At 56.8% G+C, this 25,842-nt stretch carries 26 protein-coding genes; 9 read left to right on the forward strand and 17 right to left on the reverse strand.

Annotated features, from left to right (window positions below; translation table 11 throughout):
* Position 1 precedes the first annotated feature (1 nt).
* Both IEX74_RS09565 and IEX74_RS09570 read right to left on the reverse strand, forming a co-directional pair.
* A complete protein-coding gene (locus IEX74_RS09565) occupies positions 2 to 274 on the reverse strand; it encodes a hypothetical protein (RefSeq protein WP_188813501.1) in 273 nt (90 codons plus the stop codon).
* 125 nt (positions 275 to 399) lie between these two features.
* Positions 400 to 2,679, reverse strand: coding sequence for a heavy metal translocating P-type ATPase (locus IEX74_RS09570; RefSeq protein ID WP_188813503.1), 2,280 nt, complete (start codon positions 2,677 to 2,679; stop codon positions 400 to 402).
* A gap of 363 nt (positions 2,680 to 3,042) precedes the next feature.
* Here IEX74_RS09570 and IEX74_RS09575 point away from each other — a divergent pair, with 363 nt between their 5' ends.
* On the forward strand, positions 3,043 to 3,249 hold the full coding sequence (locus tag IEX74_RS09575) for a hypothetical protein (protein ID WP_188813505.1): 207 nt from the start codon (positions 3,043 to 3,045) through the stop codon (positions 3,247 to 3,249).
* Between the two features lie 583 nt (positions 3,250 to 3,832).
* Here the strand turns inward: IEX74_RS09575 and IEX74_RS09580 are convergent.
* Positions 3,833 to 4,405: a fasciclin domain-containing protein gene (locus IEX74_RS09580; RefSeq protein WP_188813507.1), complete on the reverse strand. Its 573-nt coding sequence runs from the start codon at positions 4,403 to 4,405 to the stop codon at positions 3,833 to 3,835.
* A gap of 31 nt (positions 4,406 to 4,436) precedes the next feature.
* On the opposite strand from IEX74_RS09580, the gene IEX74_RS09585 reads away from it, so the two are divergent.
* Together IEX74_RS09585 and IEX74_RS09590 are read left to right on the forward strand one after the other, a co-directional pair.
* Positions 4,437 to 4,577: a hypothetical protein gene (locus tag IEX74_RS09585; RefSeq protein WP_188813509.1), complete on the forward strand. Its 141-nt coding sequence runs from the start codon at positions 4,437 to 4,439 to the stop codon at positions 4,575 to 4,577.
* A gap of 174 nt (positions 4,578 to 4,751) precedes the next feature.
* On the forward strand, positions 4,752 to 5,303 hold the full coding sequence (locus tag IEX74_RS09590; RefSeq protein ID WP_188813512.1) for an RNA 2'-phosphotransferase: 552 nt from the start codon (positions 4,752 to 4,754) through the stop codon (positions 5,301 to 5,303).
* A 20-nt stretch (positions 5,304 to 5,323) separates the two neighbouring features.
* Here the strand turns inward: IEX74_RS09590 and IEX74_RS09595 are convergent, their stop codons facing one another.
* Both IEX74_RS09595 and IEX74_RS09600 read right to left on the reverse strand, forming a co-directional pair.
* On the reverse strand, positions 5,324 to 5,776 hold the full coding sequence (locus IEX74_RS09595; protein ID WP_188813514.1) for an RES family NAD+ phosphorylase: 453 nt from the start codon (positions 5,774 to 5,776) through the stop codon (positions 5,324 to 5,326).
* 13 nt (positions 5,777 to 5,789) lie between these two features.
* Positions 5,790 to 6,242, reverse strand: a complete 453-nt coding sequence (locus IEX74_RS09600) for an Xre family toxin-antitoxin system antitoxin (RefSeq protein WP_188813516.1) — start codon at positions 6,240 to 6,242, stop codon at positions 5,790 to 5,792.
* A 290-nt stretch (positions 6,243 to 6,532) separates the two neighbouring features.
* On the opposite strand from IEX74_RS09600, the gene IEX74_RS09605 reads away from it, so the two are divergent.
* Positions 6,533 to 7,207, forward strand: a complete 675-nt coding sequence (locus IEX74_RS09605) for an HD domain-containing protein (protein WP_188813517.1) — start codon at positions 6,533 to 6,535, stop codon at positions 7,205 to 7,207.
* Positions 7,208 to 7,231: 24 nt separating this feature from the next.
* On the opposite strand, the gene IEX74_RS09610 is transcribed toward IEX74_RS09605, so the two are convergent.
* On the reverse strand, positions 7,232 to 8,221 hold the full coding sequence (locus IEX74_RS09610; RefSeq protein ID WP_188813518.1) for a CgeB family protein: 990 nt from the start codon (positions 8,219 to 8,221) through the stop codon (positions 7,232 to 7,234).
* 194 nt (positions 8,222 to 8,415) lie between these two features.
* Between IEX74_RS09610 and IEX74_RS09615 the strand changes: the two genes are divergently transcribed.
* From IEX74_RS09615 to IEX74_RS09630, 4 genes are all read left to right on the forward strand, one after another.
* A complete protein-coding gene (locus IEX74_RS09615) occupies positions 8,416 to 8,664 on the forward strand; it encodes a hypothetical protein (RefSeq protein ID WP_188813519.1) in 249 nt (82 codons plus the stop codon).
* A 113-nt stretch (positions 8,665 to 8,777) separates the two neighbouring features.
* Positions 8,778 to 11,333 carry a DNA gyrase subunit A gene (gene gyrA / locus IEX74_RS09620; RefSeq protein ID WP_188813520.1) on the forward strand — a complete coding sequence of 852 codons (2,556 nt, stop codon included), beginning with the start codon at positions 8,778 to 8,780 and terminating at the stop codon, positions 11,331 to 11,333.
* Between the two features lie 171 nt (positions 11,334 to 11,504).
* Positions 11,505 to 12,662, forward strand: coding sequence for a tetratricopeptide repeat protein (locus tag IEX74_RS09625; protein ID WP_188813521.1), 1,158 nt, complete (start codon positions 11,505 to 11,507; stop codon positions 12,660 to 12,662).
* A gap of 896 nt (positions 12,663 to 13,558) precedes the next feature.
* A complete protein-coding gene (locus IEX74_RS09630) occupies positions 13,559 to 14,593 on the forward strand; it encodes a hypothetical protein (protein ID WP_188813522.1) in 1,035 nt (344 codons plus the stop codon).
* A 112-nt stretch (positions 14,594 to 14,705) separates the two neighbouring features.
* Here IEX74_RS09630 and IEX74_RS09635 read toward each other — a convergent pair whose 3' ends face one another.
* Together IEX74_RS09635 and IEX74_RS09640 are read right to left on the reverse strand one after the other, a co-directional pair.
* Entirely contained in the window at positions 14,706 to 16,316 is a 1,611-nt protein-coding gene (locus IEX74_RS09635; RefSeq protein ID WP_229755180.1) for an ArnT family glycosyltransferase, read from the reverse strand.
* A 160-nt stretch (positions 16,317 to 16,476) separates the two neighbouring features.
* Positions 16,477 to 17,373, reverse strand: a complete 897-nt coding sequence (locus tag IEX74_RS09640; RefSeq protein WP_188813525.1) for a glycerophosphodiester phosphodiesterase — start codon at positions 17,371 to 17,373, stop codon at positions 16,477 to 16,479.
* A gap of 156 nt (positions 17,374 to 17,529) precedes the next feature.
* On the opposite strand from IEX74_RS09640, the gene IEX74_RS09645 reads away from it, so the two are divergent.
* Entirely contained in the window at positions 17,530 to 18,513 is a 984-nt protein-coding gene (locus IEX74_RS09645) for a GDP-mannose 4,6-dehydratase (protein WP_188813527.1), read from the forward strand.
* 85 nt (positions 18,514 to 18,598) lie between these two features.
* Here the strand turns inward: IEX74_RS09645 and IEX74_RS09650 are convergent, their stop codons facing one another.
* The 9 genes from IEX74_RS09650 to IEX74_RS09690 all read right to left on the reverse strand — a co-directional run bounded on the left by IEX74_RS09650 (position 18,599) and on the right by IEX74_RS09690 (position 25,835).
* A complete protein-coding gene (locus tag IEX74_RS09650; protein ID WP_188813529.1) occupies positions 18,599 to 19,264 on the reverse strand; it encodes a lipid-A-disaccharide synthase N-terminal domain-containing protein in 666 nt (221 codons plus the stop codon).
* Positions 19,265 to 19,276: 12 nt separating this feature from the next.
* On the reverse strand, positions 19,277 to 20,050 hold the full coding sequence (locus tag IEX74_RS09655; protein ID WP_188813531.1) for a glycosyltransferase: 774 nt from the start codon (positions 20,048 to 20,050) through the stop codon (positions 19,277 to 19,279).
* Positions 20,051 to 20,216: 166 nt separating this feature from the next.
* Complete coding sequence (locus IEX74_RS09660; RefSeq protein ID WP_229755181.1) at positions 20,217 to 20,468, reverse strand: hypothetical protein; 252 nt, start codon at positions 20,466 to 20,468, stop codon at positions 20,217 to 20,219.
* Between the two features lie 368 nt (positions 20,469 to 20,836).
* Positions 20,837 to 21,544, reverse strand: coding sequence for a bifunctional phosphoribosyl-AMP cyclohydrolase/phosphoribosyl-ATP diphosphatase HisIE (hisIE, locus tag IEX74_RS09665; RefSeq protein WP_188814106.1), 708 nt, complete (start codon positions 21,542 to 21,544; stop codon positions 20,837 to 20,839).
* Positions 21,545 to 21,623: 79 nt separating this feature from the next.
* Positions 21,624 to 22,382 carry an imidazole glycerol phosphate synthase subunit HisF gene (gene hisF, locus IEX74_RS09670; RefSeq protein ID WP_188813535.1) on the reverse strand — a complete coding sequence of 253 codons (759 nt, stop codon included), beginning with the start codon at positions 22,380 to 22,382 and terminating at the stop codon, positions 21,624 to 21,626.
* Positions 22,383 to 22,506: 124 nt separating this feature from the next.
* Positions 22,507 to 23,223: a 1-(5-phosphoribosyl)-5-[(5-phosphoribosylamino)methylideneamino]imidazole-4-carboxamide isomerase gene (hisA, locus tag IEX74_RS09675; protein WP_188813537.1), complete on the reverse strand. Its 717-nt coding sequence runs from the start codon at positions 23,221 to 23,223 to the stop codon at positions 22,507 to 22,509.
* A gap of 75 nt (positions 23,224 to 23,298) precedes the next feature.
* Positions 23,299 to 23,886: an imidazole glycerol phosphate synthase subunit HisH gene (hisH, locus tag IEX74_RS09680; protein ID WP_188813539.1), complete on the reverse strand. Its 588-nt coding sequence runs from the start codon at positions 23,884 to 23,886 to the stop codon at positions 23,299 to 23,301.
* Positions 23,887 to 24,065: 179 nt separating this feature from the next.
* Positions 24,066 to 25,172: a bifunctional histidinol-phosphatase/imidazoleglycerol-phosphate dehydratase HisB gene (gene hisB, locus IEX74_RS09685; RefSeq protein WP_188813541.1), complete on the reverse strand. Its 1,107-nt coding sequence runs from the start codon at positions 25,170 to 25,172 to the stop codon at positions 24,066 to 24,068.
* Between the two features lie 213 nt (positions 25,173 to 25,385).
* Positions 25,386 to 25,835: an AAA family ATPase gene (locus tag IEX74_RS09690; protein WP_188813543.1), complete on the reverse strand. Its 450-nt coding sequence runs from the start codon at positions 25,833 to 25,835 to the stop codon at positions 25,386 to 25,388.
* Between the last annotated feature and the right edge of the window lie 7 nt (positions 25,836 to 25,842).

Raw genomic sequence — 25,842 nt, forward strand, 5'->3', positions numbered from 1 at the left:
CTTAGTTGAGCCACACCGTGTACATCAGCTCGAAGCGGTGCGGGGCGTAGGCATTATAGTAGGGTGCTTCCCCCTGAAAACCAAGTACGTGCACCAGCGGCATGCCCTCCAGGTGCGAGTCGACGACGCGGACCGGATAGAACAGGCCTTCTTCGGGCCAATCGCCAACGTGGTTGCCGGGGCGCTGGCTGGCATCCAGGCAGCGGGCGTATTCGATGAAGGGCGCGTGGCGCGTGGCTTCCGCGAGCGTGAGGTTGGCGACTTCGTGTGACATGAGGTGAAGATATGGAATTCTGCCGGATGACAAGGCCTGGGTCCCCAGACCTAGGTAACGAAACGTGTGGGCGCTTGCCTCGGCGTGAAGCTAAGTAATGTGCTCTTATAAAACCATATCCGGGCCTAACGGTTCCCGAAATGCCGCAGGCGCAACGAATTCGTGAGCACCGAAACCGAGCTAAGCGCCATGGCGCCGGCTGCCAGCATCGGCGAGAGCAGCACCCCAAACAGCGGATACAGCACGCCCGCCGCCACCGGAATGCCGAGTACGTTGTAGAAAAACGCGAAAAAGAGGTTTTGCCGGATCGTGCGCATGGCCTGGCGCGAGAGGGCAATGGCCGTGACCACGCCGCGCAGATCGTTGCGCATGAGCGTGATGCCGGCCGCTTCCATCGCCACGTCGGTGCCGGCGCCAAGGGCCAGGCCCACATCGGCGCGGGCCAGCGCGGGCGCGTCGTTGATGCCGTCGCCGACCATTGCCACTACGTGCCCTTCGGCTTGCAGCTGCTGCACCTGAGCGGCTTTGTCGGCGGGCAGCACGTCGGCAAAAAATCGCTTGATTCCTGCCTGGCTGGCCACCTGTGCGGCCGTGTGGGCGTTGTCGCCGGTCATCATCACCACTTCCAGACCTAGGTTCTGGAGCTGCCGCACGGCCTCGGCGGAGGTATCGCGGAGCGTATCGGCCACGGCCAGCAGCGCCACGGCCTGGCCGTTCAGGGCGACGTAAAGCACGGTTTGGGCTTGCGCTTGCAACGCCTGGGCCTGGATTTCCAGCTCAGAACCTAGGTTTATCCCGGCTTCCGCCAGCAAGCGCCGGTTGCCGATGAGCACCGTCTCACCCTCCACCGTGGCCCTGGCACCCTGCCCGGCAACAGCCTGAAAATCAGTAATGGAGAGCCTGGTTTTCGTCTGCGACTCCGCGTAGCGCAGCACAGCCCCCGCCAGCGGGTGCTCCGATTGCCGCTCCACGGCGGCCACTTGCTGCAGCAAGCGCGTCTCATCCGTACCGGGCATTATTCGCAGGTCCGTAACCCTAGGTTCGCCGCGGGTGAGCGTGCCGGTTTTGTCGAGCAGCACGGCCGTCACGCGGTAAGCGGTTTCCAGCGCTTCCGCGTTGCGAATCAGTACGCCGTGCTCGGCGCCTTTGCCCGTGGCTACCATAATGGCCGTGGGCGTGGCCAGCCCCAACGCGCACGGACATGCAATGATGAGCACCGCCACAAAATTGACCAGCGCCAGGGGCAGCCGCTCGCCGGTAGGAGCGAGGGCAAACCACACCACGAACGTAAGCAGCGCAACAGCCAGCACCGTCGGCACGAACACCGCGCTGACGCGGTCGGCTAGCCGTTGGATGGGTGCGCGCGAACCCTGGGCTTCTTCCACCAGCCGCACAATGCGGGCCAGCATCGTATCGGCCCCCACGCTGGTCACGCGCAGGCGGAAGCTGCCCGTCTGGTTGAGGGTGGCCCCGAAAACCGCGTCGCCCTCTTTTTTCTCGACCGGGAGACTTTCGCCAGTCAGCATGGCCTCGTTCACGGCCGAGTGGCCGCTGAGCACCAGGCCATCCGTCGGGACTTTCTCGCCGGGGCGCACCACCACTATGTCGTCGAGCTGCACCTCTTCGATGGGCAGATCCAGCTCCTGGTCGTGGCGCACCACCCGCGCCGTGCGGGGTTGTAACCCGATCAGCATCCGCAGGGCCGCCGACGTGCGGGCTTTGGCGCGCATTTCCAGCACCTTACCCAGCAGAATAAGGACAATAATGGTGGCTGTGGTGTCATAATACACCTCCGGCATCAGGCCGCGCTGCATGAACGCGTGCGGGGCTAGGGTCGCGACTACGCTGTACAGAAAAGCCGCGCCCGTGCCCACCGCAATCAGCGTATCCATGGTGGCCGTGCCGTGGCGCAAGGCTTTCCAGGCCGCTATGTAAAATTCGCGCCCACTATAAAGAATGACCGGCAGCGTGAGTACCAGCAGCAGGTAGTTGAGGCCGGCCATCGCGAGGTGGGCCGCCAGCGCCGGCCACAGCATGAGCATCGACAGCGGCATGATGAGCGCGGTAAGGCCGGCTGCCACCCAGAACCGGCGCTTCAAGGCCTGATAAGCGGCGGCCTTGGGCTGGTCGGCGGCTGGTGGCGTGGCTGCCAGAGCCGCGATTGGTGCCACTACGGGCGAGGCCACGCCGTAGCCGGCATTGAGCACGGCCGCTTTCAATGTATCGGGCGAGGCCTGGGTCGGCTCATATTCGACCACCGCTTTTTCGGTGGCATAATTAACGTGGGCGGTTTGCACGCCCGGCGTGCGCGTTAAGGCCTTCTCCACAAAGGCCGCGCAGGAGGCGCACGTCATCCCCTCAATGGCGAGGGTGGTGGTTTGCGTCGGAGAAGCAGAGGGTTCCATACAGTTGGTTGAACGGGTCAATTCCTGAGCCCGCATTTCCTAAACACCCCCGATGGGCGAGTAGTTGCGGTCTGCAAAGGAACCCGAACGCTTCGGTAGGAACCGTGCAGGATTACGAAGAAGCCGTGCAGGATTTTTACCGGCTTGCCTTACGCGGAAAGGTGCAATTCTGTAGGCTTAATAGGCATGCTAGTCGGCAGTGCTGTTGAGATCGGATAAAATTATATTATTTATTATAATATAAATATTTGCATCAATATATTTGGTCTTTCATTGCCAGCCTGTCAGCCCGGTGCCATGACAAAGCTAGGTTTCTACGCGCGCACCACCTCAGTTCACACACCTTTTTGTACCAATTTATTCATGCCCCAATTCGAAATCGGCGATTTAGTTCGCCTCAAAGCCGACAGCAGTGGCGAACTGTTGCAGGTGATGCTCGTCGACCCGACCGCCGACAAGCCCATCAAATGCCTACCGCACGCGCAGCTGCACCAGGGCGTCCGCGGCTTCCTCTCCTTCTCGGATCATGATCCGGATGAGTTGGAACATGTAACTTCCTCCAATACGTAACGAAAAAGGCCCGTACCCGGTACGGGCCTTTTTCGTGGTTCAAAGAACGGGTGATAAATGGTACTTTCCTAGGCTCGCCACTGTCACAAATATGCTATTTTACGACACAGACAAAAGAGGGTTAAAGTGGGATATTGCGCTATAATCAACGTAGTGAGCTGGTATAGTGCAATAAAATTAAAAGAATATTAGTAGTCACAAACACGTGTTCGTAGGCGTTGACCTAGGTGTAAAGTGGAATTACTTTTGAATAGAAATCTACTTTATCCCACCTACTTGCGATGACGACTACTCCTGTACTTGCTGCCAGTGCCGCTCCTTCCCAGCAGGGCTTACTCTCTGTACTTGCTCTCATGCTGATGGCGCCGACCGTTCTTAACACGGCAACTGCCTAAAAATGAATTAATTACATTTCATAGATAAAAAAGGTGACCTGTCGGAGGACAAGTCACCTTTTGTGTTTGCGCTGAAGCCGAATGCTGCGCACTCCTTAGGCGGCCAGTCAAAACAAAAGCCCCGCGTCCTTTTAAGGACACGGGGCTTTTATATAAGGAAGTGGGCGGCCTGACCTAGGTTAGCTAGGTTAGGGCATCAGAATATTGTCGATGACGTGAATCACGCCGTTGCTTTGCAACACGTCGTATGTTGAGATAGTAGAGACGTTGCCCTTTTCGTCCTGGAGCACGATGTTTTTGGGGCCGTTCATCATGGCCTTCAGCATGCCGCCACTCACGGTTTTGAGCGACGCGGTGCCCTTGCCGGCTTTGATAGCGGCCATCAGCTTATCGGCCGTCAGGTTGCCGGCTACTACGTGGTAGGTCAGGATCTTGGTCAGCGTCGCCTTGCTTTCGGGCTTCACTAAGGTTTCGACGGTGCCAGCGGGGAGGGCGTTGAAGGCCGCGTTGGTGGGCGCAAAAACCGTGAACGGGCCTTTGCCTTGCAGGGTTTCTACCAGACCGGCCGCTTTCACGGCTGCTACCAGCGTGGTGTGGTCTTTCGAGTTTACCGCGTTTTCAACAATGGTTTTGTTGGGGTACATGGCCTCGCTGCCGACGAGCACGGTGCCGGGTGTCAGTTTGGCTTGGGCAACTGCTGACTGTGTAGTGGCGGCGCCGAGAATGGTAACAAAAGCGAGGGAGAACAATTGCTTTTTCATGGGAAGGGAAGGGGTAAAGAAAGAAGACGGTTTGATAAAGTTGACGGCACTTACGCCGAAGCTCAACCGCACGGATTTACCCGACCCCGAAATATTCGCAATAGCCCTGGTCGTGCTGCCTGAGGAGATGGTCATCCGCACCGCCTCGCTTTTCTATGCTTGGGCAACCTAGGTTAGCGCAAGTATGGGTTGTCGCAGAGCCCATTTATTCGAGGTTGAGCAATGGATAGTACCTTTAGTCCCCTTCGTACGCGCAAACAGGTTTGCTTCCTGAACCCCCCAATGCTCCTCTCTGCGCTGCGATGAATTATTAAACAAATGTTGAAATATATTCAGTCTTAAACAAATGAATAAAAACGATAATGTTAAGATTAGTAAGTTCTTAAGCAAGTACTTGCGACACGATCCGCAGGCCATAGGCTTGGAGCTACAAGAAGGTGGCTGGGTGGCGGTGGACGATCTGCTGGTAGCTTGTGCGCGTCATAATTTAATGCTTACTCATTTGGAGTTGGCGGAAATTGTGGAGAGCAGCGACAAAAAGCGCTTTGCCTTTGATGCGACCGGCACCCTGATCAGGGCGCAGCAGGGCCACAGCGTACCCGTCGATTTGCAGCTCACGCCACTGGCTCCGCCGGCAGTGCTCTATCATGGCACCGTAGCCGCGGCGTTGCCCGACATCTGGCGCGAGGGCTTGCAGAAGATGAGCCGCCACCACGTCCACCTTTCGCCCGACGTGGAAACGGCCCAGCGCGTGGGCGGCAGGCGCGGTAAGCCGGTGGTGCTGGTCGTAGATGCCGCCGCTTTGCACAAGGCCGGAGCAGTCTTCTACGAGTCGGGCAACGGGGTATGGCTAGTGGATCAGGTGCCTCCTGGCTACCTAAAGGAGCTGGCCGCCTGATGGCGCTGGGGGCTACTTGACTAGTTCTTCAGCCGCGGGTCAAACGGGTGCGGCTCGACGGAAACCACCCGGAGCCGGGCGTGTTCGGGGTGGAGCGGATTAAACAGGTAGTTCCACTCCGTTGGGGAGTGAGCCGAGGGAACCTGCATCAGCCAATAGCGGCCTTGCTCAATCCACTCGCGGGTGATAAGGGCTAGCTCTTGCGGATAGGGCAAGGCCGCCCAGTTCGGTGGCAGCTCCGTTACGGGTACCGTCTTAACCGTAGCCTCGTCGGGCACCTCCAGCGTCAGGGCGAAGTAGTTTTTGGGCAGCGTGGAGGCATTCGCCAGCACTTCCAGCTTGGCTAGCGAAAGGTGCTCGGAGGTGTAGAGAATTCGCGTGCCCTGCTCGTGCCAGCGGCCATTGTGGAAGAGCCCGCCCTGGCCGGTAGTGTCCAGAATGTAAGGGTGTTTGCCCAGCCGGTAGAGGCGCATACGCCGGCCGGCCTTAAGAGTAAATCCCGTACTGAATCCGCCCGAGCAGGTCGCGCACCTGGTCGCGGCCGATGGCGGAGGTCAGCAGCTCCTTGGGCCGGATGCCACCCAAGGCTACGTTGTCGGTTTCGAGCCAGTGCCGGAAATCTTCTTCGTCCTCAAACACGTCGAGCCCTTTGGCCATCACGGCCGAAAGCTGAATCGTTTTTTCGGCTTCGTCGCGGGTGAGGGCGCGCTTGCTTTGCTCGCGGCGGGCGAGGGTGCTTTCCGAGATGGCCAGCAGCTCGCTTATCTCCTTGTTGGAAAACTGCATCCGGCGCTGCAATGTCCGCAGGGCCTGCACTGAAAGGCCTTTCACGGCGACCATCAGCAGGTCTAACTCATTGTGCACCAGCTGCGGAATAACGCTGCCGCCGCCCATCAGCTCGACCATCGTGGCCACCGGCGTTTTACGAATAGCTGTCATTTGCGTATTTTAAAACTGTCATTTGAAGGCAATATACGGAACAACGATTAATTACGCCGGAAGATTCCGGTATACCAGAACGTCATTCCGAGGCAACGAGGAATCTCGCGTGTAGTAGTAACTCCAATCGGTAGGAAATTACTACCACAATGTCAGCACGCGAGATTCCTCCCGTTGGTCGGAATGACGTTCTAGTGGCTCTTATGACTGAACCTAGGTTAGTCTCGTCATTATCGTGTTGCTTTGTGCGGCGGCCACTTGTTTTTACCTACGGCCGCTGCTTTACGCTTATGGAACCCCAGGAACTCATTACCCGCACGGCCGACTTCGTCCGCGAAAAATTCTTACACGAAGGCTCCGGCCACGACTGGGAGCATATCCGCCGGGTGTGGCAAACCAGCCGCGCGCTGGCCGTGCGCGTGCCCGGTGCCGATCCGCTCGTAACCGAGCTAGGTGCCCTGCTACACGACGTAGCCGACTGGAAGTTTCACGGTGGCGATGAGGAAGCCGGTCCCCGCGAAGCGCGCCGTTGGCTGCTGAGCCTAGGTGCGGCGGAAGAAGTCATTCAGCGCGTGGAGACGATCATCCGCGAAATCAGCTTCAAAGGCCTAGGTGTACCCACGCCGATGAGCACGCCGGAAGGGGAGGTGGTGCAGGATGCCGACCGCCTCGACGCCATTGGCGCCATCGGCGTAGCGCGGGCCTTCGCCTACGGCGGCCACAAAGGCCGCGCCCTGCACGACCCAAGCGTCCCACCCGTGCAGCACGACTCCTTTGAAAGCTACAAAAAGAACGCCGGCCCGACCATCAATCATTTCTACGAGAAGCTGCTGCACCTGCGGGAGCGGCTGCACACGCCGGCGGCTCGCGAAGTGGCCGAGAAGCGGCAGCGGTTCATGGAAGCGTTTCTGGCGCAGTTTCTCAAGGAGTGGGAGGGAGAGGATATGGCGGTGCAGAGAAGTTGAACCTTGCCTACCATGAAGGGCTGGCTATCCGCTCAGGCCGCACACGCGCAGCATATGTTCCATGCGATGCACATAGGTATGGTCGCGCAGGGTGCGGGTGTAGGCGTTGTTGGCAATACGGGCGCACTCATCAGGGTGGGCAAGGTAGTGCGTAAGTAGCTCAGGCAACGCGGCAGCATCATCGTATAAGATCATCTCAACGTTTGGCAGATATAATTCAGGTATCTCTTCTTTACTATCGGTGAGTTGAAAGGCACGGCAGCCACTAGCCTCGAACAGGCGCGGATTGATGCCATACGTCCAGCGCTGATACCACTGATGCACGTTGAGCACAATGCGAGCCTGATTAAAAAGTAACGCCATTTCGTCTGGCGTGAAGTAGCCGAAACGTAGAAAGTGCGGGCGAAGAGGCGAATTTTTGGGGATTCGGCGCTGCCAGGGCCCGATAATCGTCAGGTGATGGTGGCGTGCTAGCTCCAGCAACACCCGTTCGCGAGTGGGGTGCCAGTCACCGGCAAAAACGATGTCGTATTGCTTTTCAATGTCTTCCAGCGGTCGATGGATAGCCGGGTCGACAGCAACTGGCAGGAAGCGCGGCGTGTCCACTCCGTAGTGGCGGTAGACCGGTGCCGTGCCGCGGCTGTTAGAAAAGAAAAAATCATAGAGGTGTAACGGAATGTAATTCTGGGCCAGTGATATGGGATCATCTAGCCACCAGCAGATAGTGGGTAAGCCACGGCGCTTTAGCTCCTGCAGCGTAGCGGCATCGTGGTTGCGGCCGTAGATGGTGAAGAAAACATCAGGCTTAGTGGCCTCGGCTAACGCCAGTAGTTGGCGGTTTTTGTAGGCCAGAAACTGTCGGAATCCTAGCTTCTCGCGCACCCGCTCTACCTGGTTCTCGCGCTCATAATTGAATACAACTACTTCATGCCCTAGTAACCGTAACGCTGTGGCGGCAAAATGGGTCATGGGGTTAGTACGAGTATAACCTGGAACAGATAAGAGAATTTTCATGCGTTTGGAGTAGTGGAAACAAGCAATACTAAGAGTGAGGTGGTTTAGGTTAGGCGCACAGAAGCAGGACGTATATTTCCTGAGGCATAATAGACCAGTCAAAAGTAGAGAAGGAATCTTATTGGAGCGTAAAAGTCCCACCCCGGCCCGGCTTTTGCGCAGGCTGCGCGTCACCTCCCAACCTTTGACGCTTGATGAACCTACGCTTACACTTACTTCTGACCCGGCTGGTGTTGCCGCTTACCGTTCTGCTGACGGTGGCTTCCTGCCGCACTTGCCCCATTGCTTCCTGCCACACGCGCAAGGTGCATTTGCACGACGGCGCCAAGTACCGCGGGCAGCCGCTATGGAAAAAACAGAACCCCGCCATCGGGGAAAAAATCAAGGTGCACAGCCAGAAAACGGACCGCCACAAATCGGATAAAAGCAAGTCGCTGAAGTAGGCCGGAGCTAGGCAAAATCGGGGTTTTTTCGTATCTTGCGGGCTTCTCGCAGTACTTAATTCACCGGTGCCGAAAGCTCCTTCGCCGGAGCCTAGGCCGACTCAGATTTCTCTATGGCGGAAGGCGAAAAGATCATTCCGATTAACATTGAAGACGAGATGCGTGGCGCCTACATCGATTACTCGATGTCGGTCATCATCTCCCGGGCCCTGCCCGACGTGCGCGACGGCCTGAAGCCCGTGCACCGGCGCGTGCTCTACGGCATGAGCGAACTGGGCGTATCCTACAACAAATCTTACAAAAAGAGTGCCCGTATCGTGGGGGAAGTACTAGGTAAGTACCACCCCCACGGCGACTCCTCGGTGTACGACACCATGGTACGCATGGCCCAGGACTGGAGCCTGCGCTACCCGCTCGTGGACGGACAGGGTAACTTCGGTAGCGTCGACGGCGACTCGCCGGCGGCCATGCGTTATACCGAGGCCCGCCTGAAGCGGCTGGCCGACGAGCTCATGGGCGACCTAGACAAAGAAACGGTTGACTTTCAACCCAACTTTGACGACTCGCTGGAAGAGCCCAGCGTGATGCCCGCCAAGTTTCCGAACCTATTGGTGAACGGCACGTCGGGTATTGCCGTGGGCATGGCCACCAACATGGCGCCCCACAACCTGACGGAGGTCGTGAACGGCATTATTGCCTACCTCGACAACACCGACATCACCATTGCCGAGCTGATGGAGTACATCACCGCGCCGGACTTTCCGACCGGGGGCACCATCTACGGCTACGAGGGCGTAAAGCAGGCGTTTGAGACCGGCCGCGGCCGCATTGTGGTGCGTGCCAAAGCTCACTACGAAACGACCCCCACGGGTAAAGAGCAGATCGTCATCACCGAGATTCCCTACATGGTGAACAAGGCGTCGATGATCGAGAAAACGGCGGCGCTCATCAACGAGAAGCGCATCGAAGGCATTGCCGACCTGCGCGACGAGTCGGACCGCGACGGCATGCGTATTGTGTATGACCTGAAGCGCGATGCCATGCCCAACGTGGTGCTCAACCAGCTGTATAAGTACACGCAGTTGCAATCGTCGTTCGGGGTGAACAACGTGGCGCTGGTGAAAGGCCGGCCCATGACGCTGAACCTGCGCGACCTGATTCAGCACTTCGTGGAGCACCGCGAGGAAGTGGTGGTGCGCCGCACCCGCTTCGAACTGGCCGAAGCCCAGAAGCGGGCCCACATCCTGGAAGGCCTGCTCATTGCTCTCGACCACCTGGATGAGGTAATTGCTCTGATCCGCGGCTCGCGCGACCCGGAAATTGCCCGTACCGAACTCATCGACCGCTTCAAGCTGAGCGAAGTACAGGCCCGTGCGATTCTGGACATGCGCTTGCAGCGCCTTACGGGCTTGGAGCGCGACAAGATCGTGAAGGAATACGACGAGCTGACGCGCCTGATCGACCATCTCAACGACGTGCTGGCCTCGCCGGAGCTGCAGCGCCAGATCATCAAGGATGAGCTGAACGACATTCGGGAGCGGTACGGTGATGCCCGCCGCACCATGATCGAGTACGCCGGCGGCGACTTCTCCATGGAGGACATGATTGCCGACGAGAGCATGGTCATTACCATCTCCAACGAAGGCTACATCAAGCGCACGCCGCTGGATGAGTACCGTTCGCAGAGCCGCGGCGGCGTTGGCTCGCGCGGTGCGGCTTCCAAGCAGGACGACTTCACGGAGCACTTGTTTGTGGCCACCACCCACGAATACCTGCTGTTCTTTACCGAGCTAGGTCGCGTGTTCTGGCTCAAGGTGTATGAGGTGCCGGAAGGAGGGAAGAACGCCAAAGGACGGCCGATTCAGAACCTGATCGAGATTCCGCGCGAAGACAACGTGCGCTCGGTGCTGAACGTGCGCGGCCTACGTGACCCCGATTATCTGGAAAACACCTACCTGATGTTCTGCACGGAGCAGGGAACGGTAAAGAAAACCCCGCTGGAAGCGTATTCGCGCCCACGTACGGCCGGTATCAACGCCATTACCATCAACGAAGGCGACCGACTGCTGGATGTGCAGCTCACCACCGGCAACAGCGAAGTGGTAGTAGCTTTGCGCTCCGGACGGGCGGTTCGTTTCCACGAGGGAAAAGTGCGCTCGATGGGCCGCAGTGCCGCCGGCGTACGCGGTATCACCCTGACCGACGACAACGATCGGGTAGTCGGTATGGTCTGCATTTCGGATACAAGTCAGGAATTGCTGGTGGTGTCGGAAAACGGCTACGGCAAGCGCTCCGAACTGGAAGAGTACCGCATCACCAACCGCGGTGGTAAGGGCGTACAGGCCATGAAAGTGACGGAGAAAACCGGCGCGCTGGTGGCCATCAAGGATGTGAACGACGGTGACGACCTGATGATTATCAACAAGTCGGGCATTACGATCCGTCTGCGCATGGCGGATCTGCGCACCATTGGCCGGGCTACGCAGGGCGTACGGCTGCTTAAAATAAACGAGGGGGATGAAATCTCGTCGGTAGCCAAAGTGGCCGCTGAAGAGAAGGACTCTGATGTGGAAGCCACCGATGAGAACCCGACCGGGGTAGACCCCGACACCACGCCGGATGCTGATGTAGCAGCGCTCACCGATCCGGACGCACTGAGCGCAAACTGACCTAGGTAAGGAATATTTCGGGGATTGGTAGTAGTATTGCAGGATAAAACCTGTCAGCTGCCAATCCCCGGCTTATCTGGCGCAACGTTCTACAAGCTGAACTAAACTGGCGCTTTCGCCCGTTAAGGCAGCAATTTCCACTCACTTCACCTGTTCTTCAGTTATAATTCCATGAAGAAGATTATTCTGACGCTGGCCGCTGCGGCCGCTTTGCACACCGCTTCGGCCCAGAACTCGGCCGTTACGAATGCGCAGCTTTTCGAGAAGCAAGGCACACTGGATAAGGCGCGTACCGAAATTGATAAAGCTATTACCAACGAGAAAACCTCGGGTAAAGCCAAAACCTGGTACACGCGCGGGGAGATTTACGAAGGCATTGCCAACAGCCCCATCTACAAGAAGCTTGTCGCCGATGTGGACCCGAATAAGGTAGCCAGCGACTCCTATAAGAAAGCTGTTGAGCTGGAAGGCAAAGACAGCGAGTTTGGCAAACAGGCGGTGGCCAAGCTGGAAGGCCTGAACAAGAACGCCTACGGCTTGGCATTGAATGCTGGTGTAGAAAGCTACAACGCCAAGAATTTCGACGAGGCTATCAAGTCGTACCGACAGGCGCAGGCGTATATGCCCCAGGATACGACGGCGTACGTGTACGCGGCATACGCCGCGGAAGGCAAGCAGGATTATACGACTGCCAAAGAAGAATACAACAAGCTGCTGGCCATTCCAGGCTACAAAGCTTCCGCGCAAACCTACGAGCGGCTGTTGCAGATAGCTCGTCAGGAAAAGAACGACGCCGAGGCGACGAAGGTTTTGCAGCAGGCCTTGCAGGCATACCCAAACCGCAAGTCGTTTGTACTGGAGGATCTAAACCATCTAATCAGTTCGGGCCAGGACAAACAAGCGATTGATAAGCTTAACCATGCCATTGAGTTGGATCCGCAGAACTCGAACCTGTACACCGTGCGCGGTTCGGTATACGACAAGCTGAAGCAGCCTGATCAGGCACTGGCTTCGTACCAGAAAGCGGTGGAAATTGAGCCGAAGAATTTTGATGCGCAATTCAACGTTGGCGTTTACTACTTCAACAAAGGCGCGGATATTTTCAAGGCGGTCAATAAGATGAACCTCGCCACGTACCAGAAGCAAGGCAAAACCAAAGAAGCGGAGGCCAAGAAGTACGTGCAGCAGGCTATTCCGTACTTTGAAGCGGCATTGCAAGCCAACCCGAATGACCGGGCTACGATGAGCGCTTTGCAGAAAGCCTACACGCAAACCGGCCGCACGGCTGATGCGGAGAAGATGAACACGAAAATGAATTCAGCGAAGTAATAGCGCTGGGAGTGAAGTCAAAATAGCCCGTGCAGCAGTACGGGCTGTTTCTCGAAAAGTCTACTTAACATAATATAAATTATAAGACAAATTGAGTGCGCGAAAATAGCTAGGTTGTATAAGCCTAATTTGCTGGTTCGGCTAGAAAATAGCTTCAACGTTTCGCTACAACACGGCCGAGAGTACTATTGTGTGTAGTAGACAACATTTGGATAGTTTCCGGCTTTGTGGCCGTTTATCAGCGTGACAACTCTTGCTGAACTTCTTGTACTTAGTGTTGTGATGCATGCATGATGTCCAGTGTGGAAATTATGTCTTTGGCCGAAATTTCTGACCTACCTTAGCTACTCTGCACATATTCGCTGACTTTAGGTCTGTTAGTGATTTAGTGTCTACAAAATCAAGTTGTCATTCGATTTCGTAGCGCATACCTAAAAACCTATTTCGTGACAACCACTGCAGGTTTCAAGGCATTGAGGTATTTGGTCATGAATCATACGCACCTTCGCTCTTGACGCGAATCGAGCCTGTATGAGGCTATAGTGGCCTCAATGTAAACACTTGCTATGGCTTCCTCAAAACGCCCGGTAAGGTAAGCAAGGTGTTCTGTGTGTAGCTGTGAGCATTAAATAAGGGGCACTCCTCCCCTGCTCCGGTCCGCCCTCCCCGGCTTTAGAGGATGGTATTTATTTTTTTATATGTGTTATTATTATAGATTTTACTGTGAGGCAGTTATATGGCAGCATAATACATAAAGCTATTACATAAGTAAATTAAAGTATAAAAAAGTACAAAATAGTAAATAATATATGTACTTTTTTATACTTTTAACCACTTTTATATACTTACTTTAGTTATGCTCGTATATTGTACTGTATTTAAACCTACCTAGAACAATGCCTAAGACTATAGACTACCCACGTACTAGTTATGCCAGTGCCTGGGAAGTAGCCGAAGTAGTTGATGATACCGGTGGCAAATGCGCCATCGACACCTGTGCCCGTAAGCTCAATCGCAAAGTGAGTGGTTCCTTCAAGGCCATTATTGGCTCGGCCGTTAAGTTTGGATTAGTTACCAGCAAGCGAGAGTTGCTGACTACGACCAATCTGTTCCGACGCATCAAACATGCTTATGACAAGCAGGAGGAAAAGATATACCATCGGGAGGCGTTCCTGAATCCACCTTTGTTCACGCAGATCTGTCGGAAGTTCCGTAACCGGGAGTTACCTGTGCACATGTTCGACGTGATTCTTATTCGCGAGTTCGGTGTGGAGGAAATCAATGCGCAGAATGTTTCCAAAGCCTTCGTTGATGGTGCTCGGATGGTTGGGGTACTGGATGAGCGCAACATTATGGCCGACATTGACCAACTCGCCGCCCAACAAACGCCCCGCCGGGAGTTGGCCAGCACAGAAATGCCACTCAACGCATTGCGAGCGGTTACGAATAACGGCAACGCGGTACCTACCCTTATACCAGCAACACAAGTTGCTGCTGCCCCTAGTAGCGAGCCATTTACCCCTGTAGTAAATAGATCTCCTGCTGATACTGGCCATGTACCGCCGCTACGCGGGCGGGATGCCGTATCCAGCTTATTTGGTTTGGATACAGACGACTTAGAAGAGTCGGAAAGCTTATTACCAGAAGCCTCTATTCCTATCCCTACGGAAGCCACGCAGGCTAGCAGTACACAAACTGCGCCTACTGCTAGCCCTGAAGCTGATGGCGGCACGCTGACGACAACAAACCAAACCCAAAGACGCAACACCAATCCTTTACCGCCTTTGAATATGGACCCAAACACAAGCGTGGGCGTTTATTCCGTCCACATCATAGGCCCTGGTATTAACTCTACCTTAGCTATTCAGGACGTAGAAGACCTAGCTATTGTGAATATTCTGCTCGAGAAGATTCGCAAGCAGCTGAAATAAGGCTAACACGATTGAGCGGGAGCTACTCCTTCTTATAGGGTGCTCCCACTTATATTTTGCTATCGTTTAAATATTATGTTAAATGAAATAAGACAGCCTCCGACCTTTCCTTCTACCGTTTGGGCTTCAATAAAAAGATAAACCACTTACCGTTCTTGCGTTCACGACCCAGGAAGAAGCTATCGACTCGCTCGATACGCACCCGCCGGCGCTTCAGCGCGGGTGCACCGGTTATGTCGGACGTATCCGCGAAAAGCGCCGCTGGTAGCTTCCACGCAGCGGCCATTTTGGGCAATAGCGGTACGGCTCTACCGGCAGCCCACACCTGCTTTACGTGCAGTTCCTTTAAGCTATACCACGGCAGCCCCTGAATGGCGGGCTGATGCCGGGCGTCGCGCAGTCGCCGCAGGCCCGGCTCGCCGTGCCTGGCTTCCCAGTGCGGGTACGCCGGCAACAGCACCGTAATGAGCGTCGCCAGCAACGTAAAGGAACCTAGCATGAGCACCGCCGGGCGCTGCTGCCACCCGCCTCGAATAGCCAGCAATGTCAAACCACCGCAAACGACTACCGTAGCCCCAAATCGTAACGTAGTCGGCCCAAAGCCGGGTAGCCTCGCTCCTATCATTGCCGCCGGAGCCGCCAGGCAGGCCAGGGTAAACACCCCCGCCCAAAACCGCAGCAAGCGCCGGTCGGTATGGGTTGCCTGCTGCCGGGCAAACGCCGTTTCCCAGTAGCGCAGCGCACCGGTCGCCAGCAAGGCCAACGGCGGCAATAATGGCAGCATGTACCGCTCCTTTTTCTCCGGCACCAGGCTCAACAGTACCAGGGAGAACACCAACCACCCCAGGACAAAAACATACGGCAGAAAGGGTGTCAGCCGACGCCGGGCATACGGTGCCGCCAGACCAGCCAACGCAGCCACTACCCACACCCCGCTAAAAGCAAAGAAATTCCAGTAGTACCAAAGGGGCTGAACGTGTCGCTCGCGCCAAGCTGTTACCTCCGTTTGGGCTACGGCAAGGGCCGCGGGCTGCACATGGTAGAGAATATACAGCGGCCAGGCGCCTCCCACAGCCAGGGCTACTAGCGCGGCAAGCAGGGCTCCACGCTTATGGCTAGGAAGACCAGCACGCTCTTCATTCAGCCGCGAAGCATAGCAGCCTAAAAACGGCAGCAACCCCCCATACAGGGCCACCGGCCCCTTGCTCAGAATCGATAAGCCCAGCAGCAGGCCTGCCCCAACGAAGCTAGCATAAGCGGAACCGGCGCTCCGCCAACCCCGAACCAATAGCCAGAGGGCCCCAACCAGAAAGCTATTGGCAAAAATATCCCACTGTCCCTCCCGGCCCGTCGTGATGACCAGCAAACTGCTGGCGAGCACCAGCGCACTAAGCCACGCGGTGCGCCCTGGCGCGTCGAGCTCGGCAGCCCGGTTCGCGACCAACTCCTTTACCAGCCCCCAGAAGAACAGCACCAGCAGGGTGGCCATCAGGGCCGCGGGCAGGCGGAGGATACCTAGGTTTTCTGTGGGGCTCGAAACCAGCTGCACGGCAGCCACTGCCCAGGTCGGTAGCGGAGGCTTAGCCAGGCGCAGTTCGTGGTTCATGGTCGGAATGAGCCACGAACCGCCCGCCACCATCTCGCGGGCGGCCACAAAGTTGCGCGACTCCATTAGACTCACTTCCGGCGCCGAACCGTGCACGAAAAAACTAAATCCACACACGACCAGCACCGAGGCTAGCCGCCGAAATGCCCGATACCGGGTACCTATTTGGCCAAATGACACGAGAAAGACTAATATAATAAAGCAAAGCACCGCACGGTTATCACCCGACAACCCTGGCTCCCAAGTAACGCGTAAAGTTGAAAGCTGGATATGCTATCTACTCCGACCCCACGGAGCGTCCCAGCTGCGTGAGCAGTTCGGGTACATTATCCACTTCAATGACATCGGGGTGGCAACTGACCAGGCGCGCCACCGTTTTGGCCGAACGCCCCCCAAACACGACCACCTGCAAGCCCGCCGCCTGCGCCTGTGCGGCCCGCTCGGGCGTAATCACGTCTTTGCCCACTACCACGGCCTGCACCTTGTCCTGGATAGCCTGCTGAAGACCGGGCTCAAAGTTGTTGGTGATTTCAAGCCCCAGCGGCGCGGTTGGGAGCAGCGTGCGCAGGTAGCGTAACGTTTCCGCGTTGGTGGTTAAAATCAGCAACCGCTCCGCCGGAATAGGGTACTTATGTAACAGGCGCGCCAGCGCCCGCGCCAGCAGCGGTGAGCGGGAAGGTGCCCCCGGCGCGGCGCACTTGTCATCCTCGTGCAGATCCAGGTGGATGACGGGCGCGTTGCTGCCCTGCGGCAGCTTATCCAACAGTGCCTGCAAGCGCATCAGCCGCTCGTCATGAAACAAGTCGTAGATGAACCCTCCCCGGTAAGCTAGCTTTTCCAGCTCAGCGGCCGTGTACTGGCTTACGCATCCCTGCCCGCTCGACATGGTGTTCAGCGTTGGGTCGTGGTAGAGGAATGGGACACTGTCGCGACTCAGCCGCACGTCAATCTCCACCCCATCGGCCCCACGAGCCAGCGCCCGCTGCACCCCGGCCAGACTACTGGGTGGCAACGGATTAAAGGGATTGATGGGCGTGAAAAACCCGGACCCGGCGTGGCCTACCACCGTTATCTTTTGCTCGGAAGGCAGCGAACTGGTCGGCGCATTTTCGGAACACCCCGCTGCGGCCAGGCCCAACAACACCAGCCGTACCGCTCTTCTATAGGTAGTCATTCTTGTCATGTATGTGCCCCGGTTACGGGCTTTCTATTTGGGCGAAAGTCCGTATAAAGCCCCTTAAACCCAAGTCAAGCGCAGATAGTTATTTCCCATTACCTTTGGCGCCCCGACTTCGGCGGGCTTTCCCCTAGCTGCTTCCTCTTCTTTTTTATGGCTTCTGTTCTGGTCACCGGCTGCGCAGGCTTTATTGGTTCTCACCTCTGCGAACGGCTCCTGGCGGACGGGTACCGCGTGGTGGGCCTGGATAACTTTGATCCCTTCTACGACCGCTCCCTCAAGCTCGCCAACATGGCCGGCTTTGCGCATCATCCCTTGTTCAGCTTTCACGAAGTAGAGCTTCAGCGCGGCGCCGAAGCCCTGGCCGACGCCCTGCCCGCCGACCCCATCGACCTGGTGGTGCACCTGGCGGCCAAAGCCGGCGTGGGCCCCTCGGTGCGGCAGCCGATTGCGTACCTGGGAAATAACGTAATTGGCACCACCCACTTACTCGAGTGGATGCGCCTGCGGGGCATTGGAAAACTATTTTTTGCCTCTTCGTCTTCAGTGTACGGCAACACGCCCGAGCGGCCCTTCCGCGAAGACATGAACCTGCTGGCTTCCTGCATTTCGCCCTACGCGGCCTCCAAGCTGGCCGGCGAGCAGCTCACCGCCACCTACCATCACCTTTATAAGCTGGACGTTATTAACGCCCGCTTCTTCACCGTGTATGGCCCGCGCCAACGCCCCGACCTAGCGATTCATAAGTTTGTGCGGCTGCTGCGCGCCGGGCAGCCTATTCCGGTGTTCGGCGACGGCAGCACGGCCCGCGACTATACGTTCGTAGCGGATACCGTCGATGGCATTGCCCGCGGCGTGCAGTACCTACTCAGCCACAGCGGCGTGTACCAGACCGTGAACCTAGGTAACAACAGCCCCGTGACGCTGCTCAACCTGATTCACGCCATTGGCGAGGCCGTGGGCGTCACGCCCGAGCTGCATTTTCAGCCCATGCAGGCCGGCGACGTAGACGTGACCTACGCCGATATCAACAAAGCACGTCAACTACTCGGCTACTCCCCCCAGACCTCATTGGCCGACGGCCTAGCCCAGTTTGTAGAATGGGAGCGCACGCATGCCCTGACTACTACCAACTAGCCCTAGTTCCTTTCCCTAGAAAACGACAAGGGCCCCGAACAGCACTGTTCGGGGCCCTTGTCGTTTTCTATCCTTCTCAGGTAGCTTACTTCTCAATTTCTTCCACCCTCAGGCTTTTGATTTCGCGGCGGAGCAGCACCACGTTCCGCGCGTACACCACCAGTCCTGGCACATTCCCTAAGATCAACACGATATCAATCGGGCGGCGCAGCAAGGCGTAAGTAAGGATAAGGGCCGAGCCAATCAAGCTTACCCCCCAGAACCCTAACGGCAGCACCGATTCGCCCTTCCGCTCCGAATACAACCATTGATAAACGAAGCGCAGCAAAAAGATGGTTTGCCCGACGGCCCCGAGCACGAGCACGCCCCGCGGAATGCGGTTATTAAGCATGCTTTGCAAACTAAAGAACGAGGTTCCGGCAACAAACCACCCGATCATAGCCAGTGGAAACACGTAAGCCCCCGCCCGGAAGAAGCCATTTAGCTTCCGCCACTCGCCCAGCAGTTGCAGGTTGCGGATATAGATGCCGTAGCTGATGAGCTGCGCGCCCAGAATAACCGGGTCGTGGCGTAGCATGCCGTACACGATCATCAGAAACGACGACACCAAGCTGATCTGCCAGAACAAGGTAGGCACCAGCACGCGCTTGGCCCGTTCGCTCTGAATCCATTGCAGAATGATGCGGCTGGAAAACAGCAGCTGCGAGGTCAGGCCAATCCCATTGGCGACCAGGGAAACATCTAGCTTCATGATCAGCAGCCCTTACGCGGCCGGTGTGGCGCTGCCACCGCGGTGCTGCTCCCCGATTTCGTAGTTTTTCCAGCGTGAGCGAATCCAGCGGAAGCCAAACGTATCAACCAGGGGCTTCCAGGCGCGGTTCCAGAGGTTGTACTTGGCCGTGCCGGCAAAACGAGGGAAGTGCTGCACCGGAATTTGCTTCACCTTGCCGCCCTGCAGCTGCACCAGCGCCCCCAGAAAGCGGTGCATGCCGTGGAACAGCGGAATCCGGCGCGCGTACTCGATCTTCATGATCTTCAAGGGGCAGCCCGTATCTTGAATGCCGTCGTTGATGAGGGTGCGGCGCACGGTGTTGGCAATCTTCGACGACATTTTCTTCACCACCGTATCCTGCCGCTTGGCCCGAATGCCATTGACCATGTCGAACTGCGGGAAATACTGAAAGAACTGCAGGAAATCCAGCGGCGTGGTCTGGATATCGGAGTCGATGTAGCCGATGAGCGTGGAGCGGCAATGGTCGATGCCCGCTTTGATGGCCGTGCTCAGGCCGCTGTTTTTGGCCAGCGAAATAAACTCGTAACGGCTATCCTGCCGGCAGATGTCGCGCAGCAAGGCCAGGGACTTATCCGTGGAGCCGTCGTTGACGAAGAGCACCGTGGTGGCCACGGGCGTTTTCTCAAGAAACTTGTTCATTTCCACCACAAACTGCGGCAGGCTTTCTTCCTCGTTGTATACGGGAACCAGCACGGTGAGCGTTTGGGTAGCTAGGTAAGCGTTGGCAGTCGTTGGCGTGGGCATAGAAGCTGGGCAAATCGGGGTGCAAGGTAGACAGAAAACCCGGCACTAAACATGCAACCTAGCTTTATGGCTCTCAGCAAGGAACAATGATGTTCGCCCACTCACCGAGCATTAGGCAACTGGCACAAACAACGAACGCGCCGGAGCGCGTTCTGTTATTATCTCATTAGTTCAAGCCTACCTGCTTCAGCGCCACCGCGTGCCACTTGGCAAAAGCCTGCCACTGACGCCGCCAATAAGCATAGTCCCCTAACACGCAAATCACCTTATCGCCCTTGAAGTAGATGCGGGTTTTCGCTTCTTGGTTTTTCCAATCGATTGGACCGGCTTCGTCTGGCTCCATGTCTTCTACATTTTCCCAGAGGAAAGAGCGTGGCGTTTCGTGTTGTTGGCCCAGCATATCTTGCCAGAATCGCATAGCATGTACAACAGGGGAAGGAAGCATAATGGCGTAGCAAAGAATGAATCAGAAAGCCTACTGAGCCTAGGCTCAGCTGTAAGCAAGATAATTATACTATCTCAAAAAGCTAACCAATTGCAAAATTTAATAGCATTCTACTCCTCTAGCACGAATTCCACGCTTTATTTCATGTTATTAACTACTAGTTAATAACACAAGCAGCTTTTTATAGAATAAATCAAAAAGCCTTATTTTTATATTCCCAGCTGACATTATCTATATAATCCTACTATAATATAACCTATAAAACAGAATCCCAGGCTAGTAAATCATCTCTAACATCGACCACGAACACCTAGCCAGGTGCCACCATACCATTATTATCTTCAGCTGTCTTCCCGCCGCACGCCGGCCGAAATCGTGGTATGGCGCTGGCGCAACACCGCCACAATATCTTCCAGCGTGAGGCCCGAACCGGCCAGCAGCACCAGCAGATGATAGAGCAAATCGGCCGCCTCGCCCTTCAAGCCTTCCACGTTACCGGCCACGGCATCAATGACCGTCTCGACGGCCTCCTCTCCTACTTTCTGGGCAATTTTGGGCATGCCTTTGCGGAACAGGGACGCCGTGTACGACTTGGGGTCTTCCTCGGGGAAGTCGCGGCGGCGCTGCACCAGGCGCTCCAGCTCGGCCAGAAAGCCTATGGGTGCCGTTGGTAAAGCCGTTTGCTCAGGTTGCTCGAAGCAGCTGGTCGTGCCGCGGTGGCACGTGGGGCCGTCCGGAATAGCGCGGATAAGCACGGCGTCGCCGTCGCAGTCCTCGTGCGTGCTTACCACGCGCAGGAAATTGCCGGAGGTTTCGCCCTTGGTCCAGAGGCGGTTTTTGGAGCGCGAGAAGAACGTGACGCGGCCTTCGCGCTGGGTTTTCTGCCAGGCTTCTTCGTTCACGTAGCCCACCATCAGCACCTGCCCGGTCGCCGCATCCTGCACCACGGCCGGCAGCAGGCCATTCATTTTTTCAAAATCCATCTTGTTCGTTTTTTGTTGCTGGTTATTCGTTTTTCGTCGTAGGCTACTTTCTGAGTAGCTCGTTATCAATTGTTGTTTGTTGTTCTTGCCTATATAAGCGAGGAACTAACAACGGAAAACAAGCAACCAACAACGAAAAACAAAATCAAAGTCGCACCGGAATACCATCAGCGCGCAGGTGTTGCTTTAGCTCCGCAATACCGATTTCGCCGAAGTGAAAGATACTGGCCGCTAAGCCCGCATCCGCATTGGCTTGCTGGAAGACGGCCGTAAAGTCCTGCTTGCTGCCGGCGCCGCCCGAGGCCACCACGGGCACGGAAACCGCCTGCGATACTGCACCCGTCAGATCCAGAGCGAAGCCATCCTTGGTGCCGTCATTGCTCATAGATGTCAGCAAAATCTCCCCGGCGCCGCGTTCGGCAACTTCGCGCGACCAGGCCACGGCGTTGTAGCCCGTATTGTGGGTGCCGGCGCGGGTGTACACCTGCCAGCCGTTTTCGGGCGTGTAGCGTGCATCCACGGCCACCACAATGCACTGCGAGCCGAAGCGACGAGCTAGCTCATCAATCAGCTCGGGGCGGTGCAGCGCGGCCGAATTGATGCTCACTTTATCGGCGCCATTCAGCAGCAGCGCCTCCACATCGGCTACCGTGCCGATGCCGCCGCCCACGGTGAAGGGAATGTCCAGCTCGCGGGCCACGTCGCGCACCAGCGCCACCAGCGTCTGCCGCTTCTGGTTCGTGGCCGTGATGTCGAGGAAGACGAGCTCATCGGCGCCTTCGCGAGCATAGCGCGAAGCTAGGGCCACCGGGTCGCCGGCGTCGCGCAGGCCTTCGAAGCGCACCCCTTTTACGGTGCGGCCGTCTTTCACGTCGAGGCAGGGAATAATGCGTTTGGTTAACATTTGGTTTATGGTTGTTTGTTTTTGGTTTATGGTTTTTGTTCCGGTTGATCTTGGCTGCCAACTCTTCTCCTTTTGAGAGAATGCAGAAGAGGCAAAAACCAAAAACAAACAACCATAAACCAACCTATAAAAACCGGCGCAAGTCCTCCAGCTGAATTGTGCCTTCGTAGATGGCCTTGCCAATGATAGCGCCGTACAAGCCAGCCTCGGCCAGCGCTTCCACGTCGGCAATGGTAGTTACGCCGCCGCTGGCTACCAGCTGGGCCGCCGGAAACTGCGTGCGCAGCGCCTGGTAGCTCTCCAGCGCGGGCCCTTGCAGCTTGCCGTCCTTGCTCACGTCGGTGCACACGAACGTGGTGGCCCCGAAACCTAGGTACTCGCCTATAAACTCGGCCAGTGTCCGCTCACTTTGCTCGGCCCAGGCGTTAATGGAAATATAATTATTCCGGAAGTCAGCGCCCACGATAATCTTCTCCGCGCCAAAGGTTCGCAGCCAGTTTGTAACTGTTTCGGGTTTGCGCACGGCAATGCTGCCGGCGGTGATCTGAGCGGCGCCAGCGCCGAAAGCCTGACGCACGGCTTCTTCGCTCTGCAAGCCACCACCGAAGTCGATCGTCAGTTTAGTGTGATGGGCGATGCGCTCGAGCACCGGCAAATTCACCGGGCGCTTGGCGCGCGCGCCGTCGAGGTCCACCAGGTGCAGGCGACGCACGCCGTGCTGCTCGAAGCGCTGGGCCACGGCGAGCGGGTCGTTGTCGTAGGTAGTTTGCTGAGCAAAGTCCCCTTCCGTTAGCCGCACGCACTGGCCGTTTATTAGATCAATAGCGGGTATTATTTCCATTCGTTTTTAGTGCTTGGTGCTTGACCTAGGTAGTCCTCCTGACAAGAGAAGAACAACTAGGCACTAAGCCCTATTTTACAGCTTCAGAAAGTTCTCCAGAATACGCGTGCCAACCGGGCCGCTCTTCTCCGTGTGAAACTGCACGGCGTAGAAGTTGCGGTGCTGTACGGCCGCGCTAAAGGGCGCCGGATACTCGGCTTCAGCAATGGTGTAGTCGCCGACCGGGGCGTAGTAGCTGTGCACGAAGTACACGTAATCCTCGGCATTCAGACCGTCGAACAGCGGCGAGCGGAGGCGCTGCAACGTGTTCCAGCCCATGTGCGGCACCTTGTGCTGCGCGTCGGCCGGGAAGCGCTTTACTTCGAAAGGCAGGATGTTCAGCAACTCGGTATCATTCTCTTCGCTGTGCGTGCCGAGCAGCTGCATACCCAGGCAGATGCCCAAGAACGGCTGCGTCAGCGTCGGCAGCAACCGGTCGAGGCCTTGGGCACGCAACTCGCTCATCGCCGAGGCTGCTTCGCCTTCGCCGGGAAACAGAATCTTATCGGCGCGGCGAATGACTTCCTCATCCGATGTCAGTGTGGCTTGCACACCTAGCCGCTCCAACGCGAACAAAACGGACTGTACGTTGCCGCCTTTGTAATCTATAACCGCTATTTCCATTTGAGAAACAATCGTGTTTTACTCATTTGTTTATACACTTCAACTACCTTGTGCTCTTCCCCTGAATAGACTGTTAGTTAAACCTAGCATTCGCTTGCGCACAAGAAAAACAAACACCAAAGCCCATTGAAGATCAACACAATAGTATTTATCCATTTGTTTTAACAAATGGATAAATACTAAAGAACCCCCTTGGTGCTCGGTATCTCCATCTTAGCCGCATCACGCACGAGCGCCATCTTGATGGACTTGGCTACGGCCTTAAAAATGGCTTCGATCTTATGATGTTCGTTCTGCCCTTCACACTTAATGTTCAGGTTGCAGCGGGCCGCATCGGAGAAGCTCTTGAAGAAATGGTAAAACAGTTCGGTGGGCATATCGCCTACCCGCTCGCGCTTAAACTCTGCTTCCCACACCAGCCACGGCCGGCCAGAAAAGTCGATGGCGGCTTGTGCCAGGGCGTCGTCCATGGGAAGTAAAAAGCCGTAGCGTGCGAGGCCGCGCTTGTCGCCGAGTGCTTGCGTGAAAGCTTCGCCCAACGCAATGGCCGTGTCCTCGATGGTGTGATGTTCGTCGATGTGCAGGTCGCCTTGTACTTCAATCTTTATGTCGACGCCCGAGTGCTTACTGAGCTGGTCGAGCATGTGGTCGAAGAAACCTAGGCCGGTGTGCATTGCCGGGCGACCCGCGCCGTCGAGGTTCAGCTCCACGCGGATTTTGGTTTCGTTCGTGTCGCGCTGCACCACGGCGCGGCGCGCGGGCAACCGCAGAAACTGAAAAATGTCAGCCCAACTCGTCGTCGTGAGGGCGGCGCGCGGGTCCGCTTCTTCGCGCAGCAAAATCGATTGGCACCCTAGGTTCTGGGCCAGTTCCACGTCGGTGAGCCGGTCGCCGATGACGAAGGAGTTTTGCAGGTCGTAGCCGGCGGCCGGCGCCAGGTACTCGGTGAGCATGCCGATACCGGGCTTGCGGGTTGACAGGTTCTGGTGCGGGAAGCTGCGGTCGATGTGCTCGCGCGCAAACGCCACTCCTTCCCCGCGCAGAATGTCGAGCATCAGGTTGTGGGCCGGCCAGAAGGTGTCTTCCGGAAAGCTGTCGGTGCCGAGGCCGTCCTGGTTGCTCACCAGCACCAGCTCGAAGTCAAGCTCGGCGGCGATGCGGGCCAGGTTGCAAATAGCGCCCGGCAGAAACTGAAACTTATCCGGCGTCAGCGCGTCGATCTGCTGGCTCGGCTGCGGCTCCACGAGGATGGTGCCGTCGCGGTCGATAAAGAGGACTTTTTTCATAAGAAGCGCGAATGGAATAGTTCGCGTGGTAGGCTGCAAGCGCGAAGCTACAGCTTCGCTTTTTTGTTAGGCGGCACAGAGCCGGGTTTTTCTGCGGGCCGGAGTTTGTCATGCCGGGCGGAGCGAGGAATCCGGGTACTAGACCTAGGTTATCTTCCAGAGTATAAACTCAGATTCCTCGCTCCGCCCGGCATGACAAACGAATCCAGCTCATCAAACTTCATCGTGCCAGTCGGTAACTATAAACTCCTGATCCGCCCCGATGCGCACGAAGTACAAGCGGTCGAATCCTTCCGCGCGGCTTGGGGGCTCCAGGCGGTTGCGCGTGCCTTTAATACCCCGGTCCGGCACTTGCCGCTCAAACGGGCGCTGCCGGTTTCGCACCAAGGCTTGCGCGGCTATCGACTGAAAGAAGTAGCCGACCACTTCAAAGCCCGCCGCCCGCGCCGGCTCAATGTAAGCGGCGCGCTCGGTGCGGGTCGGGTTGGTGTTGTCAATCACGCAACGCATTTTGGTTTCGAGGCACAGCGCGAGCATTCGCCGCTCCCGGTGGCGCGTGCGCAACAGATCCATACTGATGCGCACGTGCGAATGGAAAAACTGGCGCTGGTAAAAGGTTGACTTTCCCGTTGCCTGAATGCCGCAGAACACCACGAGCTGCATACCCGCC

This window comes from Hymenobacter cavernae (assembly GCF_014641455.1).
Taxonomy (GTDB): Bacteria; Bacteroidota; Bacteroidia; order Cytophagales; family Hymenobacteraceae; genus Hymenobacter; species Hymenobacter cavernae.